Below are 16,909 nucleotides of genomic sequence, written 5' to 3' on the forward strand. Positions count from 1 at the left end.
CAATTTTGAAATAAATGTCATTAGTACGATATTTACCTTTCTCCTACCATCTCTGAACAGTAACGGCCGATACAGGCCGGGGGGCGTGCCCGACGATCCCGTTGGCGGCGCCCGGAATGGTAATAAAAACCTCAAGGAGACTGGTATGAAAATCGCCCGCACAAGCATCACCCGCAGAACCATCCTGGCCGCAGCCGTCCTCGCCGTCTGCACCGCTTCCCCGTTGACCGCCTTCGCCGCCAAGCCGCTGGTGATCGGTTTTTCGCAAGTGGGTGCGGAGAGCGAATGGCGCACCGCCAATACCGTCTCGATCAAGGACGCGGCCAAGAAGGCCGGCGTGACGCTCAAGTTCGCGGACGCGCAGCAGAAGCAGGAAAACCAGGTCAAGGCGATCCGCTCCTTCATCGCGCAAAAGGTCGATGTGATCGCGTTCTCGCCGGTGGTGGAATCGGGCTGGGACACGGTGCTGCGCGAAGCCAAGGCGGCCAAGATTCCCGTCATCCTGACCGACCGCGCCGTGAGCGTGACGGACGATTCCCTGTACGTCACCTTCATCGGTTCCGACTTCGTGGAGGAAGGCCGGCGCGCCGGCAAGTGGCTGCTGGAGCATGCGAAGAACGCGGCGCCGGACGGCAGCGTCAACATCGTCGAGCTGCAAGGCACGGTCGGTTCCGCGCCGGCCATCGACCGCAAGAAGGGCTTCGAGGAGGTCATCGCCGCCAATCCGAAGTTCAAGATCATCCGCTCGCAGACCGGCGATTTCACCCGCGCCAAAGGCAAGGAAGTGATGGAAGCGTTCCTGAAAGCGGAGGGCAAGAAGATCAACGTGCTGTATGCGCATAACGACGACATGGCCATCGGCGCCATCCAGGCGATCGAGGAAGCGGGCCTGAAGCCGGGCAAGGACATCACCATCGTTTCGATCGACGGCGTCAAGGGTGCGTTCGAGGCCATGATCGCCGGGAAGCTCAACGTCACCGTGGAATGCAGCCCGCTGCTTGGCCCGCAGTTGATGCAGATCGCCGCCGACGTGGTGGCGGCCAAGCCGGTCCCCAAACGCATCACCACCCAGGAGGGCGTGTTCCCGGCTGAAATCGCGGCGCGGGAATTCCCGAACCGTAAATACTGACGCGCCATGAGCATGTCCCTCAGTGGCGCCGGTGCAGCGCCGGTGCTGGAGCTGCGCGGCATCTGCCAGTCCTTCCCCGGTGTGAAGGCCCTGAACAACGTCGCGCTGCGCCTGTACCCGGGCGAAGTGCATACGCTGATGGGCCAGAACGGGGCCGGCAAGTCAACGCTGATCAAGGTGCTGACCGGCGTGTACACGCCCGACCAGGGCCAGATCCTGCTCGACGGCCGGGCGATACGTCCGGCCTCCACGCTGGATGCCCAGCACTTGGGCATCAGCACCGTGTACCAGGAAGTGAACCTGTGCCCCAACCTGTCGGTGGCGGAGAACATCTTCATCGGCCGCTATCCGCGCAAGTGGGGCGCGGTCGACTGGGGGAGCATGCGGCGGCAGGCTGCGGATCTGCTCAAGCGATTGCAGATCGAGGTGGACGTGACGGCGCCGCTGGCGCGCTATCCGCTGGCGATCCAGCAGATGGTGGCGATCTCGCGCGCGATCAGCGTCTCGGCGCGCGTGCTGATCCTGGACGAGCCCACGTCCAGCCTGGACGAATGCGAGGTCGAGCTGTTGTTTGCCGTGCTGCGCAAGTTGCGCGCGCAGGGCATGGCGATCCTGTTCGTCACCCACTTCCTGGACCAGACCTACGCCATCTCGGACCGCATCACCGTCATGCGCAACGGTGAACGGGAAGGGGAGTACACCTGCGCCGAGCTGTCCCGGCTGGCGCTGGTGAACAAAATGATAGGCGCGCCTGCAGATGCCGGCGCCGATACGGCGGCCGTTGCCAATGCGAGGGAAGGGGGGCATGCGAGTGACGGTGCCAATGCAAGCGACGGTGCCAATGCCGCCGATCCTGCCAACGCTGCTAAGGCAGCTAATGCAGCCAATGCTGCCAATGCAGCCAATGCTGCCAATGCGGCCAATGCGGCCACGCCCGCCCAGGCTGGCGGCGGGCCCTTCCTGCGTGCGGTGGGGCTGGGCCGCAAGGGGGCGCTGGCGCCACTCGACATCGCGCTGCACCAGGGCGAGATGCTGGGCCTGTGCGGGCTGCTCGGTTCCGGTCGCACGGAGACGGCGCGGCTGCTGTTTGGCGCCGACCGGGCCGACAGCGGCGCTATCGCCATCGATGGCAAGGCGCGCCCTATCCATTCGCCACGCGACGCCATCGCAGCCGGGGTGGGCTTCTGCTCCGAAGACCGCAAGCATGAAGGCGCGATTCTCGACCTGAGCGTGCGCGAGAACATCGCGCTGGCGTTGCAGGCGCGCGCCGGACTGCTGCGCCCCATCCCGCTGCAACGCCAGCAGGCGTTGGCCAGGGAATACGTGCAGGCGCTGGGCGTGAAGACAGCCAGCATCGAAACGCCGATAGGCTTGCTTTCGGGCGGCAACCAGCAAAAGGTGTTGCTGGCGCGCTGGCTGGCCACGGCGCCGAAGATGCTGATCCTGGACGAGCCCACGCGCGGCATCGATGTGCGCGCCAAGCAGGAGATCATGGACTACGTGGCCGCACTGTGCCGCAAGGGCATGGCCATCCTGTTCATCTCCTCCGAACTGCCGGAAGTGCTGCGCTACAGCGACCGCGTGCTGGTTATGCGCGACCGCAAGGCGTGCGGAGAATACCAGCGCGGCGCGCTGGACGAAACCTCGGTGCTGCAAGTGATCGCGGCGGGAGAGCATTGTGCATGAAACCTTGAATCCGCCAGCGGCCAATGCGCGCCTGCTGGCATCACGTGGTCCGCTCGCGGCCACATCGGCAGGATCAGCAGGATCGCCAGGGGGCGCAACTTCGGCAAAGTCGGCCTGGCTATCGTTGGTGGCGCTGTTTCTTCGCCACCCCTTGGCCCGTCCCGCCGCCGCGCTGGCGCTGCTGTTGCTGTTCGACCTGCTGCTGGTGCCGGACTTCTTCCGGCTCACGCTGCGCGACGGCCACCTGTACGGCAGCGTGATCGACATCATCAACCGCGCCGCGCCGCTGATGCTGGCGGCGCTCGGCATGACGCTGGTGATCGCCACGCGCGGCATCGACATCTCGGTGGGCGCCGTGGTGGCCATCAGCGGCACGGTGGCCGCCATGCTGATTGGCGGCACGTTGACGATAGACCATGGCGTGCCCCGTTACGTGAGCAATATGCCGATGGCGTGGGCGCTGTGCCTGGCCATGGGCGCGGCCTTGCTGTGCGGCGCCTGGAACGGCTTGCTGGTCGCGGGGCTGGGCCTGCAACCGATCGTGGCCACGCTGATCCTGATGGTGGCCGGGCGCGGCCTGGCCCAGTTGCTGACGGACGGGCAGATCGTCACCGTCTATTACCAGCCGTTCTTCTTCATCGGAGGTGGCTACCTGTTTGGCTTGCCGTTCGCGCTGTACCTGGTGGCGGTGGTGTTCATCGTCACGGCCCTGTTGATGCGCAAGACGGCGCTGGGCCTGTTCATCGAGGCCGTCGGTATCAACCCGGTGGCGGCGCGGCTGGCCGGCGTGCGCACGGCCATGCTGGTGTTCTTCGTCTACCTGTTCTGCGCCGCCTGCGCCGGGCTGGCCGGCCTGATGATCTGCTCCAACATCAAGAGCGCGGACGCCAATAACGCCGGCATGCTGCTGGAGCTGGACGCCATCCTGGCCGTTACGCTGGGCGGCACCTCGCTGGCTGGTGGCAAATTCAGCCTGCTGGGCGGGGTGCTCGGTGCGCTCATCATCCAGACCCTGACCTACACCATCTACTCGCTGGGCTGGCCGCCGGAAGTGAACATGGTGCTCAAGTCGGTGGTCGTGTTCCTGGTGTGCCTGTCGCAATCGCCGGAGGCGGGCAATATGTGGCGGCGCGTGTTCCCTCGCGGCGCGAACGGAGGTGCGGCATGAACCAGTTGACCATGCGCGGGCGGGCCTTGCTGGCGTCGCCGTACTTCACTTCCGTGGCTACCTTGCTGTTGCTGGTGCTGTTGCTGGGCGCCGGTGGCGCGGCGTATCCCGGCCTGCTGGCGCCGCAGGTGCTGCTCAACCTGTTGATCGACAACGCCTTCCTGTTGGTGATCGCGGTCGGCATGAGCTTCGTGATCCTGTCCGGCGGGATCGACCTGTCGGTCGGCTCCGTGCTGGCGCTGAGCACCATGGTGGCGGCCACGCTGCTGCACCGCTGGCATGTGCATCCGCTGCTGGTGATCGCGCTGGTGCTGGCGCTGGGGGCGGGTTTGGGCGCGGCCATGGGCGCGTTGATCCACTATTTCCGGCTGCAGCCGTTCATCGTCACGCTGGCGGGCATGTTCCTGGCGCGCGGCCTGTGTTATCTGATCAGCATTAATTCGATCACCATCGACGATCCGCTGTTCGTGCTGATGTCGCGCACCCAGCTTGGCGTGCCTGGCGGCTACCTGTCGCCGGGCGCGGTGGTGGCCTTGCTGGTGCTGGCGCTGGCCATCTGGCTCGCCCATTTCACGGCGTTTGGCCGCACCGTGTACGCGATCGGCGGCAACGAGCAGTCGGCCCGGATGATGGGTTTGCCCGTGGCACGCACCAAGGTGCTGATCTATGCCTGCAGCGGCGCCTGCGCGGCGCTGGCCGGGGTGCTGTTCGCGTTCTACATGCTGTCCGGTTATGGCTTGCACGCGCAGGGCACGGAGCTGGACGCGATCGCGGCCGTCGTCATCGGCGGCGCCTTGCTGAGCGGTGGCTACGGCTATGTGGCGGGCGCGCTGTCGGGCGTGCTGGTGCTGGGCACCATCCAGACCCTGATCGCCTTCGACGGCACCCTCAGTTCCTGGTGGACCCGGATCGTGATCGGCGGGCTGCTGTTCCTGTTTTGCCTGGTGCAGCGGGTGCTGGCCATGGGCGCGGCGGGCCGGGCCGGGCGGCTGTCCTGACCAAATCGACGGCCCCGTGGCCACTTGTCTCGGGCACGCAACGGCGGGCGCGGCCCGCGCCCCGGCCGTCCGCCGGAAAAAACTTGGCGTTTGACAACCTCCGCTGCCTTGTTGATACTCTCAGGATATAACGAGACTGGCGAGGCGAGCGATGGGACGATGGCGGCTGTTGATGGCATGGATGCTGGTCGCCGCGTGCGCCGCTTGCCGTGCCGACAACGGTGTGGAACCGGGCGTGATCCGGATCGGCATGGCCAATGCCCTCAGCGGCCCGGCCGCCGGCCTGGGACTGCAACTGCGGGCCGGCGCCCATGCCTATCTCGACAAGATCAACGCGGCCGGCGGCGTCAATGGCCGCCGCATTAACCTCGTCAGCATGGACGATGCCTACGATCCCCAGCAGACCGTGGCCGCCACCCGCACCCTGCTGGACGTGCACAAGGTGTTCGCCCTGTTCGGCTACGTCGGCACACCCACCTCCACCGCCGCCGTGCCGTTGGCCGTGCAGCGCGGCGTGCCCTATCTGTTCCCGTTCTCCGGCGCCGAGTTCCTGCGTCATCCCGTGCAGCCGGTGGTGTTCAACCTGCGCGCCTCTTATTACGATGAAGCGGAAGCGCTGGTGGCCCAGGCCACGGCCGGCCATGCGGAAGCGCGCATCGCCTTGTTCCTGCAGGATGATGAATTCGGCGAGGCGGGCAAGGCCGGCGTGCTGCGCGCGCTGCAAAAGCGTAATCTCAAACTGGCGCAGGAAGTGCGCTTCCAGCGCAATACCATCGACGTGAGCGCGGGCCTGGACAAGCTGCTGCGCCAGCCGCCGGACACGGTGATCTTCATCGGCACCTACCGTCCGCTGGCCATGCTGCTGCGGCGCGCCCGCTCGGCCGGGCTCAAGTCGCGTTTCATGGCCGTGTCGTTCACCGGCACCAGCGAATTGATCAAGCACGCGGGCGTGGATGGCGAGGGCGTGATCCTGAGCCAGGTGATGCCGTCGCCGTCCGACGCCAGCGACCCGCTGGTGCGCCAGTACCAGGCCGACGTGGTGCCGGCCGCGCGCAACTACGGTTCGCTGGAAGGCTATGCGGATGCGATGCTGCTGGTCGAGGCGCTGCGCCGTTGCGGCAACGCGCCCACGCGCGAACACTTGTTGAAGGCGCTGGAACAGTTGAGGATGACGCTGGGCGAGAACCAGGTCTCCTTCAGCGCGCATGAGCACCAGGGCTGGAACCGGGTCTACCTGACCCAGGTGCAGGACGGCACCGCCGTCCCGCTGCGCCCGCACTAAGCGAACGAAGCGCTCAGGCGGGCGGAGGAGGGGAGCGCGCTCAGTGGCGCGCCGTGTGCAGTTGCTTGTGCAGCTTGCGCAGGAACAGCCAGACCCCGGCCATCACCAGCGGCACCATCAGGCCAGTCAGCAGCTCCGGGTTGACGGGCAGGTTGGCCGCCTTCAGCGCCTTGCCCGCGTAGCCCACCAGTCCCAGCGAATAGTAGGAAATGGCCATCACCGACAAGCCTTCCACGGCTTGCTGCAGGCGCAGTTGCTGGGCCGAGCGGGTGTCCAGCGATTGCAGGATCTGGCGGTTCTGGCGTTCCTGTTCGATGCCGACCCGGGTGCGCAGCAGGTCGTTGCTGCGCGCGATACGGGTGGCCAGCGCTTCCTGCCGGCGCGCCACCGAGGTGCAGGTGTGCATGGCCGGGGCCAGCCGCCGGCCCATGAATTCCTCCAGCGTGGGCATGCCTTCGATGCGCACTTCGCGCAGCTCCTGGATGCGGGCCTGCACCAGGCTGAAATACGCCTGCGCCGCGCCGAAGCGGTAGCTGTTGTTGACTGACAGTTCTTCCACCCGCGCGGCCAGGCTGGTGATGCGGTGCAGCAGCTGCTGCTCCTCCTTGCTGTCGCGCGTCACCGCGGTGGTGGACACGTCATGGTCGCTTTGCACCAGCGTGGCCGTCAGGCCGGCCAGTTCATTTTCCACCGCGTTCAGGGCTGGCTGGGTCGCTTCCGCCTGGGGCAGGGCCAGCAGCGCCATCATGCGGTAGGTTTCGATTTCCAGCAGCTTGCCCACCAGGCGCCCGGCCTGCGATTCGCGCAGCGTCCGGTCGCGCACCACGAAGCGCGAGAAGCCGTCCGGCTGGATCAGGAAGTCGGTCCAGATCTCGCCGCCGTGCTCCACGCTGCTGCCCACCAGGTTGCCCTGGAAAAGTTCGCGCATGGCCGCCACGTCGGCCGGCTGGTCGCCGTCGCCGTTGGTCAGCGCCACGTGGGCCGCCACGATGATCTTGCCGTGCAGGCTGGCCAGCCATTCCTGCGGCACGTGGCGCAGCGGCGGCTGGCGGAACGCATGGCGCCAGTCGGCGCCGGCCTGCGCCTGTTCGACGAAGGTGTAGGTGGCGAACTCCGTGTGGCATTCCCACTTGAGGCGGAAGCGGCCGAAGTCGTGGTAGAAGTAGCGCGCCTGCGGATGCGGCACGGCCACGCCGAAGTGGCGGCACAGCTCCTGCAGGATCACGTGCTGGGCCGCACGGTGGTTGGCGCCGGCCGTGGCCTCCTGCGGCGCATACAGGGCGAAGTGGGTCAGCGTCTCCGGCGCGTCCAGTTTGAGGAATGGACGGGAGTGGATTTCGGCCGCGAGCGGCACCCGCAGGGCGTGGTTAAGTTTGGCGAAGTCGGTGTGGTCGCGGTAAGCGTCGGACATGGGCGCACCAGGGCGGTTGGATGGATGGTTGCGAAGCAGTATATCGGCCCGCCCAAACGGGCACAACCGTGTGATGGCACGACTGTCTATACAACGTTGCGCGGCACGTTGCCGGGTAGCGCGGGACGGTCGCGGCCAGCTGTTGCGAGGCGTCCCGGACGCCGTTTTTTGTGTCGGGACGGAACACTGTGAACAGCACCTGTCCCACAATGTCGCCATGGCTGTCCCGGTCCATTTCGGCGTCGGCGCCGATGGTGTTGGCCGGCGACAACGCGGGTGCCCCTCAACAGCTGATGCGGTTGGCGCACGGCGCGCCGCGCAGGTAGCAGTCCAGGTTGTGCCAGGTGGTGGCGGCGATCTCGCGCATGGCTTCCACCGTGAAGAAGCCCTGGTGGCCCGTCACCAGCACATTGGGGAAGGTGAGCAGCAACTGGAACACGTCGTCGTCGAGGATGTCGCCCGAGCGGTCGCGGAAAAACAGCGCGCTTTCCTGCTCGTACACGTCGATGGCCAGCGCGCCCAGGTGGCGCGACTTGAGCGCGTCGATCACGGCGGCCGTCTCGATCAGGCCACCGCGCGAGGTGTTGACCAGCATGGCGCCCGGCTTCATGCGCGCCAGGTTGGCATGGTTGATCATGTGGCGCGTGCTGTCGAGCAGCGGGCAATGCAGGGTGACGATGTCGGACGCGGCCAGCAGGGCCGGCAGCGCCACCAGCTTGCCCAGCGCGGCGAAATGGGGATCGGGCGCCGGGTCGTGGCCCAGCACGCGGCAACCGAGGCCGTGGAAGATGCGGGCCGTGGCCAGTCCGATCTGCCCCAGGCCGACGATGCCCACCGTCTTGCCATGCAGGGTCACGCCCAGCAGGCCGTCGAGCGCGAAGTTACCTTCGCGGACGCGGTTGTAGGCGCGGTGGGTGTGGCGGTTCAGCGTCTGCACCAGCGCCAGCGTGTGTTCGGCCACGGCCTCCGGTGCGTAGGCCGGCACGCGGGCCGCGAACATGCCCAGGCGTTCGGCCGCGTGCACGTCGAGATTATTGAAGCCCGCGCAGCGCAGCAACACGGCCCGCACGCCCAGCCCGTGCAAGGCTTCCAGCACGTGCGCATCGAGGACGTCGTTGACGAACACGCAGACGGCCTGGCAGCCCTGGGCCAGCGGCACAGTGTCGGCCGCCAGCGCCGCATCGAAATAACGCAGCGTGATGTCGCCGTGCGGCGCGTGATGGGCCAGCGCTTCGTCGAGGAAGCGACGGTCGTAGGGCTGGGTGCTGTAGACGGCGATCTGCATGGTGGAGCGGTTCTGCGCTTACTCGTCGGGGATGCCGGCCAGCAGGTCGGTCACGCCGAATGCGATGCCGGCTTGCGACAGCATGGTCGTGACCTGGCCCCGGTGGTGAGTCTGGTGGTTGAAGAAGTGCAGCACCAGGCTGGACATGCGCTTGCGCGCCACCACGCCCTTGGTGTTGGTGTATTCAAGCACGTGGGCCAGGTGCTCTTCACGCACTTCGCGCACCCAGGCGTTGATGATGGCATCGAGCTCCATGCGGTGCGGGTGCCAGTGGCCCAGCTCATAGAACTGCATCTGCGACAGGGCCGTCGGCGCGGGCATGTCGCGCATCGGCGCCAGCGCCGCGAAGTTGGCGGGGTGGTGGGAGAAGCGCTGCAGCCACAGCGTGTCGCCCACCACGAGGTGGTTCAGGGTGCCGAGGATGGAACCGAAGAACGCGCGCCGGTCGGCCAGCAATTCTTCTTCCGGCAACTGGGCCGCCGCTTCGTACATGCGTTGGTTCATGGCCGCGTTGTAGTCGGCCAGCAGGGTCAGGTTTTCGCTCAAGCTCATGCAGTGCTCCAGGATATCGGTGTCGATAGGGAATTGTCCCGCCTTCAGCGCCAAATTGCAAATTCGGCTACAGTAAAGCCTGCGGCGCGTCATCTGCGGCGGCCGCGCACACAACGGGAGAGTTTGAGTTCAGGGGAGCGCCATGAGCGAAATACTGGCAGTGGTAGGGATAGTGGGATTGGGCGCCAGCATCGTCGTGAACCTGGTGCTGATTGCCTGCATGCGCAAGGCGGACGAAGCGCGCGACTAGGCCAGGCCCAGTCGCGCGGAAGCAGATCAGTACAGTTTGACCGGCGGCACCAGCTTGGCGCGCAGCCAGTCCACCAGCGTGTGGACAGCCATGCGCGCCATGCCGTGCAGGGCCAGCAGGTGCTTCTGGTACATCAGGCGGTACAGCAGCCGCGCCGTGGCGCCGCTGACCTGGATGCGGCGTCCCGTCACGGCGCCCGACAGCACGCCGACGGCGGCCAGCGGGCCGAGCGACACCAGCGAGCCGTAGTCGCGGTAGCGGAAGTCCAAGCCGCCCGGCGCGTCGCGCCGCGCCAGCAGGTCGGCCAGGAACATGGCCTGCTGGTGCGCCACCTGCGCCCGCGGCGGCACCGCGCCCTTGACGGGGCAGGTGTAGCTGGCGCAGTCGCCCAGCGCGTAGATGGCCGTGTCGCCGGGCGCGCGCAAGGTGGCGTCCACCACGATCTGGTTGATGCGGTTCACGGGCAGGCCCAGCGTGCCGCACAGGGCCGGGCCTTCCACGCCGGCCGCCCACAAGGTCAGGTCGGCGCGGTGCGCATGGCCGGCCGCGTCATGCACGGCATGGGGCGAGACGCTGGACACGGCCGTTTCCGTCAGCACGTCGATTCCCAGCGAAGTGAGATGGCGCGCGGCCCGCACCGACTGGCGCGGATGCAGGTGCGGCAGCAGGAACTTGCCGCGTTCGATCACGCTGATGCGCACGTCCCGCAGTGGGTCCAGCGCGTGCACCTTGTACTGGGCCAGTGCGCGGGCGCTGTGGCTCAGTTCCGCCGCCAGCTCGACGCCGGTGGCGCCGCCGCCAACAATCACCACATGGACCTGGCCCTGCGCCGCGTCGCCACGGGCCTTGCGTTCGCCGGCCTGGATGCAGGCGGCCACGAAGCGCTTGCGGAAGGCTTCAGCCTGATTGACGTTTTCCAGTGTGAGCACATGCTCGGCCGCGCCGGGCACGTTGAAGAAATTGGTGACGGAGCCGAGGGCCAGCACCAGCTTGTCGTAGGGCAGGCGGCGGCGTGGCTGCACTTCCAGCCCGTCGCTGCAACGGGGCGCCAGCTCGATGCTGCGGCCCGCGCGGTCCACGGCCATCACCTCACCTTGCACGAAGTCGAAATGGTGGGCCGCCGCCTGGGCCGCAAATTCCACCTGCGTCACTTGCGGGTCGCATTTGCCCGAAGCGACCGTGTGCAGCAGCGGTTTCCAGAAGTGCCCCGGTGCGCGATCGATCAGCAGCACGCGTGCGCGTGCGCTCTTGCCCAGGGTGTCGCCCAGGCGGGTGGCCAGTTCCAGTCCGCCGGCGCCGCCTCCTACGATAACGATGGTCTCCATGCTGTCGTCTCCCAAAAAGGTTGATGAAAAGGTGTGACCGCGTCGCTGGTGCTGCGCCTGCCGGCGGCAGGCGTCCGGCGCCCGCCGTCCGTGCTACGTTGCTCTATGCTGCCAGGCTGTCCGCTTGCTGCGGATTGACTGTGAACGGGCTGGTTCGCAGTTCACGCAGCGCATCGAAGGTGATGAATTGCTGCGGGCGTACTACATCGGCTCCATACGGCGCCACCGATACGGTCCACAGGCCGCTTTGTTGCGCCGCCTTCAGGGCCGGCGCCACCGTGTCGATGGCAATGGCGGCCGCCGCTTCGATGCCCATCGCATGCAGCGCGTGGCCGAAGGGGCCGGGGCCGGCCTGGTCGTCGAAGCCGACGCCGCCGGCCACCACCGAGAACAGGCTGGTGACGTCGGCGCCGAAGCAGTGTTCGAGCAGGGCGGCGGTCACCGGGGCCGGCAGGTCCGACAGCACGGCCAGCTTGCAGCCGGCGGCCAGCGCGTCGTCGATCAGGGCCAGCGCGGCCGGCGAGGCCTTGGGCGGGTTGGCCGCCACAGCCAACTGGAATTGACGGTGCTTCCCGGCGTGCAGCGCGGCCACGGCGGCCTTGTCGCGCAGGCCGGCGCCGGCCACGGCGGCCGTGATGGCGTTGGCGTAGCCGTGGGTGGCGGCGGCCGCGCGCAGGGCCGGCAAGGTCCAGCGCAGCGACAATTCCGCTTCCGCGAAGGCGGCGTTGCAGGCTGCAAGGTGCAGGGCTTCGGTGTCGAACAGCACACCGTCCAGGCCGAGGAAGATGACGTCGATGCTCATATCGCGCTTTCTGTTTAGGTCGCAGTGGGAAGATAACGTTAGATGAGTGTCAATATAGGGGTAGAATGAACAAAAGAAAAATTAAAGATTTTTGATAATTGATAAGGAAAAGCTTATGCATCACGCCAGTTTCCGCCAATTGGAGGCGCTTACCCTCGTGGCGCGGCATGAAAGCGTGTCCCGCGCGGCGGATGCGCTGCATGTGACCCAGCCCGCCATTTCGTTGCAAATTCGCACGTTGGAGGAGATCACGGGCATCGCGCTGACCCGCAAGGTGGGCCGCAACATCCAGTTGACGGCGGCCGGCGAGGTGATGCTGGAGTTCTCCGAGCGCATCCTGAGGCTGTGGGAGCAGGCCGCCGACGAGCTGGCGGCGCTGCGCGGCGTGACCAGCGGTACGCTGCGCATCGGCGCCGTGACGACGGCCGAGCACCTGCTGCCGCCGCTGCTGGTGCCGTTCACGATGGAGCGCCCCGACGTGCGCCTGAAACTGCAGGTGGGTAACCGGGCCGAGATCGTCAACATGCTGGCGCGGCACGAGATCGACCTGGCCATCATGGGTACGCCGCCACGCGAGCTGCGCACCAACGCGGCCCGCTTCGCGCGCCACCCGATGGCGTTCGTGGCCAGTCCGTCGCACAAGCTGATGAAGAAAAAGAAGCTGACGCTGGACGATGTGATGGCGGCCAACCTGCTGGTGCGCGAGCGCGGTTCGGGCACGCGCACGGCCATCGAGCGCCTGTTCCGCGAGGCCGGGCATCCGCTCAATTTCGGTTCCGAAGTGTCGAGCAATGAGGCAATCAAGCGCATGGTGTCGGCCGGGCTGGGCATTGGCTTTTTGTCGGTGCACGCGTGCGGGCTGGAGTTCGAGGCGGGCCTGCTGGCCATCCTGCCGATGCAGGAGCATCCGGTGGAGGCGGACTGGCATGTGATGCACTTGACCGATCAGCCGATTCCGAAGGTGGCGGCGGCGTTCCAGGACTTCGTGATCGAGCACGGACAGGAACTGGTGCGGCGCGAACTGGAAGGCCTGTACAAGCAGCTGGGCCGGCAGCGCAAGCCGCGCGCGGGCGGCGTGGCGGCGGACGAATAAGGGACTCGGAGTGGTAAAAGGTTGCTCAGGAAGGCCAGCGATGGCTCAGGACTGCCGGGCCAGTCCGGGCAGCGTGGTGTGGCGCACGGCGCCACAGGCCGCGTGCAGGGCCGCCGCATCCTGCGCGTGCAGGGCGCGCAGGTAGCCGCGCACGTAGGGCAGCGCAGCGTGCGCGCTGCGGTCCGGTGCGGCCGCGTCCTGCTGGCATTGCAGCAGCAGCCGGTCGGCCACCACCAGGTCGTTGTCGCGTCCCAGTTCGTCCTGCATGGCGGACAGGTGGTCGAGGTAGCGCCGGGTGGCCCCGGCCCGCAGCAGCGACGCGAAGAATTCCACGCCGTAGCGGCACCGCTTGCCGGCAATGCGCAGCCGGTGCACGGCACGCGCGGCTGCGTCACGCGCACTGGCACCGGCATCGCCGCTCGCACCCAGCGCCTTGCGCGCGATCGCGGCGCGGCGCAGCAGCTTGCGGTGCAGCCGCCCCAAGGTGTGCTGCGCGAACGCGGCGGCGGGACGCGCCAGCGGATTGTGCTTCGACGGTGCGCAGGCGGCGGCCAGCTGCAACTGCTGCAGCCACAGGTTCAGTCCCAGCATCAGGCGCGCGTAGCGGGGCGATTGCAGGGCGTGCGCGGCGGCGCGGCGGTGGTGGTGCGCTGTCGCGATGACTTGCTCTTGCAGCGGCGCCAGGTCCACCGTGTCGTCCTGCACGCGCGGCAGGGTGGTGGTGGCCAGCACGTCCCAGTCGCGGGCCGCGCCCAGTTCCGTGCCCAGCCACGCGAGGTCGGCCAGCAGCGCGGCCGGGCAGGGCGCGCACGTGGCGAACAGGCGCAGCGCGGAACGCAGGCGGCGCGCACCCACCCGCAACTGGTGCAGGCTTTCGCTGTCGTGGCCGTGGATCACGGCCGCTTCGTTGTCCTGCATGTGGCGCAGGCAGTTGGCCAGCACGGCTTGCAACGCCTGGCCTGTGGTGGCGTCGCGTTCCAGCGTGAGCGGGGCGGCCTTGACGGCGGCCAGTGGCTTGTCGAGGCACAGCGCGTAGCCGCGTTCGGCCTTGTTGACGTTGCTGACCTGTAGCGGCAGGCTGTCCAGCAAGGCCAGCGCGCACGCGAACAGGCTGGCCGGATGGCCGGCCTTCAGTTCCAGTTCGATTTCGTTGACGGGAAGGTGGCGGCCCTGGCGGCTGATGCGGCCTTCGTCGAGCACCAGTTCGATGGTGCTGCCGTCGTAGTCCAGCTCCCATGTGCTGCGCGCCACCTCGACCGAGAACAGCGGCGCCAGTTGCTGCCTGAGATCGGGCGCGTCCAGCACGGCCAGCCAGTGCCGATCGTCGCCGATCAGTTTGCGCAGCTTGCCCAGCCGGGGCACGTCGTCCGGCACCGGGCCTTCCCATTCAAGCCGCGCGTGCAGGCCGCCCTGCACGCTGCCGCCGGCCTTCATGGTCTGTATCCATTGCCCTTCGACCTGGCGCACGCGCAGGCCCGCGCCTTGGCGCAGCAGGTGCAGGCCTGGCGTGTCGAAATAGCGGGCTGTGAGCGGCGCCTTGCGCCCGCGCGCGCGCGCGTGGGCGGCCAGCAGCGGATGGTGGACCAGCTTGCCGTTATCGGCCGGATCAAGCAGCAGTTTCAGTTCGACTTCCATGGGGATGCGGATGCGGGTGATCTTCCAGTGTAGTTGAATTCGTCCGGGCCGGTCGCTCGCCCCGCGTCACGCCGGATGGCGCAACTGCTGCCATGCCGGCACGGCGGCGCGCCAGAACGCATCCAGCGTGTCGGCCCGCAGGTCGAGGCCGAGGAAGCGGGCTGCCGGCAGTATCGCCTCGCGCAGCAGCAGTTCCGGCGCGGCGCCCGTGTCGAACGCTTGCGCGCCTGTCTGCTTGGACAGCTTTTCACCCCGCTCATTGACGACCACCGGCACGTGCAGGTAACGCGGCTGCGGCAGGCCCAGCAACCGTTGCAGGTAGATCTGGCGCGGCGTGGAGTCGAGCAGGTCGGCGCCGCGCACGATATCGGTGATGTGCTGCGCGCCGTCGTCCACCACCACGGCCAGTTGGTAGGCCCAGTAGCCGTCGGCACGCTTGATGACGAAATCGCCCACGTCATCCGTCAAATCCTGGCTCACGTAACCGGCCCAACGGTCCTCGAAGCCGATCACGCAGTGCGGCGACTGCGGCACCTTGAGCCGCAGCGCGCGCGCCGTCTTGCCGGGCGCGAGGCCGTGGCGGCAGGTGCCGGGATAGATGTTGGCCTGCGCCTGCCGGGCGCTCAGGGTCAGCTGGGAGTCGGCGATCTCCCTGCGCGAACAGCCGCAGGGATAGACGGCGCCGGCCGCTTCGAGCTGGCGCAGCGCCGCCTCGTACAGGGCGGTGCGCTGGCTCTGCCAGGTCACGTCGCCATCCCACTGCATGCCGCAGCGCTGCAGCGAGGCGAGGATGTGGCGGTCGGCGCCATCGACGTTGCGGTCGCCGTCCACGTCTTCGATGCGGACCAGCCACTGGCCGCCGTGGGCGCGCGCGTCCAGGTAGCTGGCCATGGCGGCCACCAGCGAACCGAGGTGCAGCGGGCCGGTGGGGGAGGGGGCGAAGCGGCCGATGTAGGGGGATGCGGAAACTGTCATACCGCAATTTTAGCGCCTGCCGCGCCGGCTGCGGTGGCGCGGCGCGGTCGTGGCTGGCGCTTCGGTGCAATCTGTGGTGCTACCGGTGGCGCTATTTTTTCCGTGCCGGTTCGGCCAGCGGCCGCACATAGCGCAGCAGGCTGACCAGCACCTTGCCCGGCTCCTCCCACGGGATCATGTGGGCCGCGTGCTCGAACCACACGCCCTGCTTGTAGGGCGCCTTGACCTGCGCCAGCCAGCGCGCGGTCGGCTCTGACGGCGTGGTGTAGTCGTGGCGGCCCATGAACATGATGACCGGGATGGGGAAGCTGCGCACGGGGGAATAGTCGACCTGCACGAACTCGGGCAGCAGCCGGCCCAGCGTCAGCAGGTTGCCCCGGTCGATGTTGTGCACGTCGGCGGCCGTGTATTCGGGCGACAGCAGGGGACCATCGAAATAGTAGTCGGACTCGTTGCGGTAGGCCGTCATGCCGCCGTAGTACTGCGGCCATTTGCGGGCCAGGATGATGCGCTCGCGTGTGATGGGCTGGTTGCCGGGGTAGGGCGCGATCGACTGCAATTCCTTGAGCGCCTCGGTGTTGTTGTGGGCCTTGGCCTGTTGCAGCGCGTAGTCGAAGCTGACCCCCTCATTTTCGCGCACGCTGATCACCTGGCCCATGCCCACGTAGGCGTAGAACAGGTCGGGCCGCTTGAGCGCGGCGCCCATGGCTACCACGGTGCCCCAACTGTGTCCCATCAGGATCAGCTTGTCCTTGTGGTACTTCTTGCGCAGGAATTCGGCCACTTCGATGGCGTCGTCGATGTAGCGCGGGATATGGATGGTGTCGCCGACAACGTTCGGGTCGGTCTCGGCGTAGCTCTTGCCGGCGCCGCGCTGGTCCCAGTTGACGACCGTGAAGTATTCCTCGATCGGACGCTGGTACTGCCAGATGGTGGGCATGGCCGGCGCTGCGGGGCCGCCGTGCACGAACAGGATCATGGGCTGGTCGCGGTCCTGGCCGCGCACGTTGAGCCACTGCTCGACCCCGCCGATCATGGTCTTGTAGGTTTCCTGGATGCCCGACGGGGCGCTGATCTTCTCCAGGTCGGCCACGGCCTGCCTGGCCTTGCGGTAGTTGGCGGCGTCCTTCGCCACTTGCGCGGCATCGGCCTGCGCCGGTGGCGCGGTCGGCGCGGATGGCGTTTCTGCCTGCGCCATGTTCATGCACATCAATAACAAACCCAGCCATGCCAGCTTCATACGCGCTCCTTGAACGGGTGGAAAATGCGAGTTGAGAAATAATAAACTTCTTTGCCCGGGCCGGAAAGCGTGTCAGCG

Annotated in this window: 14 protein-coding genes; 6 read left to right on the top strand and 8 right to left on the bottom strand. The window is 67.3% G+C overall.

The window, feature by feature from the left end; all coding sequences use genetic code 11:
• Positions 1–145 precede the first annotated feature (145 nt).
• The 5 genes from H3H37_RS07510 to H3H37_RS07535 all read left to right on the top strand — a co-directional run bounded on the left by H3H37_RS07510 (position 146) and on the right by H3H37_RS07535 (position 6,263).
• Positions 146–1,129 (top strand): ABC transporter substrate-binding protein, encoded by a 984-nt coding sequence (locus tag H3H37_RS07510; protein ID WP_182161057.1) that lies wholly within the window; start codon positions 146–148, stop codon positions 1,127–1,129.
• A 6-nt stretch (positions 1,130–1,135) separates the two neighbouring features.
• Positions 1,136–2,815 (top strand): sugar ABC transporter ATP-binding protein, encoded by a 1,680-nt coding sequence (locus tag H3H37_RS25745; RefSeq protein ID WP_229218718.1) that lies wholly within the window; start codon positions 1,136–1,138, stop codon positions 2,813–2,815.
• A gap of 127 nt (positions 2,816–2,942) precedes the next feature.
• Complete coding sequence (locus tag H3H37_RS07525; RefSeq protein WP_375539992.1) at positions 2,943–3,983, top strand: ABC transporter permease; 1,041 nt, start codon at positions 2,943–2,945, stop codon at positions 3,981–3,983.
• A complete protein-coding gene (gene yjfF / locus H3H37_RS07530; RefSeq protein WP_182161059.1) occupies positions 3,980–4,981 on the top strand; it encodes a galactofuranose ABC transporter, permease protein YjfF in 1,002 nt (333 codons plus the stop codon). Before H3H37_RS07525 ends, yjfF begins: the two co-directional genes overlap by 4 nt.
• Before the next feature lie 172 nt (positions 4,982–5,153).
• Positions 5,154–6,263, top strand: coding sequence for an ABC transporter substrate-binding protein (locus H3H37_RS07535; protein ID WP_182161061.1), 1,110 nt, complete (start codon positions 5,154–5,156; stop codon positions 6,261–6,263).
• Between the two features lie 40 nt (positions 6,264–6,303).
• On the opposite strand, the gene H3H37_RS07540 is transcribed toward H3H37_RS07535, so the two are convergent.
• The 5 genes from H3H37_RS07540 to H3H37_RS07560 form a co-directional block, all read right to left on the bottom strand.
• Positions 6,304–7,674 (bottom strand): DUF3422 family protein, encoded by a 1,371-nt coding sequence (locus tag H3H37_RS07540; RefSeq protein WP_182161063.1) that lies wholly within the window; start codon positions 7,672–7,674, stop codon positions 6,304–6,306.
• A gap of 283 nt (positions 7,675–7,957) precedes the next feature.
• Complete coding sequence (locus H3H37_RS07545) at positions 7,958–8,959, bottom strand: 2-hydroxyacid dehydrogenase (protein ID WP_182161065.1); 1,002 nt, start codon at positions 8,957–8,959, stop codon at positions 7,958–7,960.
• An 18-nt stretch (positions 8,960–8,977) separates the two neighbouring features.
• Complete coding sequence (locus tag H3H37_RS07550; RefSeq protein WP_182161067.1) at positions 8,978–9,511, bottom strand: DinB family protein; 534 nt, start codon at positions 9,509–9,511, stop codon at positions 8,978–8,980.
• A 276-nt stretch (positions 9,512–9,787) separates the two neighbouring features.
• Positions 9,788–11,086, bottom strand: coding sequence for an NAD(P)/FAD-dependent oxidoreductase (locus H3H37_RS07555; protein WP_182161069.1), 1,299 nt, complete (start codon positions 11,084–11,086; stop codon positions 9,788–9,790).
• 103 nt (positions 11,087–11,189) lie between these two features.
• Positions 11,190–11,888: an HAD family hydrolase gene (locus H3H37_RS07560; protein ID WP_182161071.1), complete on the bottom strand. Its 699-nt coding sequence runs from the start codon at positions 11,886–11,888 to the stop codon at positions 11,190–11,192.
• 115 nt (positions 11,889–12,003) lie between these two features.
• On the opposite strand from H3H37_RS07560, the gene H3H37_RS07565 reads away from it, so the two are divergent.
• Complete coding sequence (locus H3H37_RS07565) at positions 12,004–12,981, top strand: LysR substrate-binding domain-containing protein (protein WP_182161073.1); 978 nt, start codon at positions 12,004–12,006, stop codon at positions 12,979–12,981.
• Between the two features lie 45 nt (positions 12,982–13,026).
• Here the strand turns inward: H3H37_RS07565 and H3H37_RS07570 are convergent, their stop codons facing one another.
• From H3H37_RS07570 to H3H37_RS07580, 3 genes are all read right to left on the bottom strand, one after another.
• On the bottom strand, positions 13,027–14,616 hold the full coding sequence (locus H3H37_RS07570; protein WP_182161075.1) for a CYTH and CHAD domain-containing protein: 1,590 nt from the start codon (positions 14,614–14,616) through the stop codon (positions 13,027–13,029).
• 66 nt (positions 14,617–14,682) lie between these two features.
• Positions 14,683–15,591 carry a tRNA glutamyl-Q(34) synthetase GluQRS gene (gene gluQRS / locus H3H37_RS07575; protein WP_182161077.1) on the bottom strand — a complete coding sequence of 303 codons (909 nt, stop codon included), beginning with the start codon at positions 15,589–15,591 and terminating at the stop codon, positions 14,683–14,685.
• A gap of 91 nt (positions 15,592–15,682) precedes the next feature.
• The gene (locus tag H3H37_RS07580; protein WP_182161079.1) at positions 15,683–16,831 is read right to left on the bottom strand and encodes an alpha/beta fold hydrolase; all 1,149 of its coding nucleotides are present in this window, start codon (positions 16,829–16,831) and stop codon (positions 15,683–15,685) included.
• Positions 16,832–16,909 lie beyond the last annotated feature (78 nt).

Origin of the sequence: Rugamonas brunnea (genome assembly GCF_014042345.1) — a bacterium.
GTDB lineage: Bacteria > Pseudomonadota > Gammaproteobacteria > Burkholderiales > Burkholderiaceae_D > Rugamonas > Rugamonas brunnea.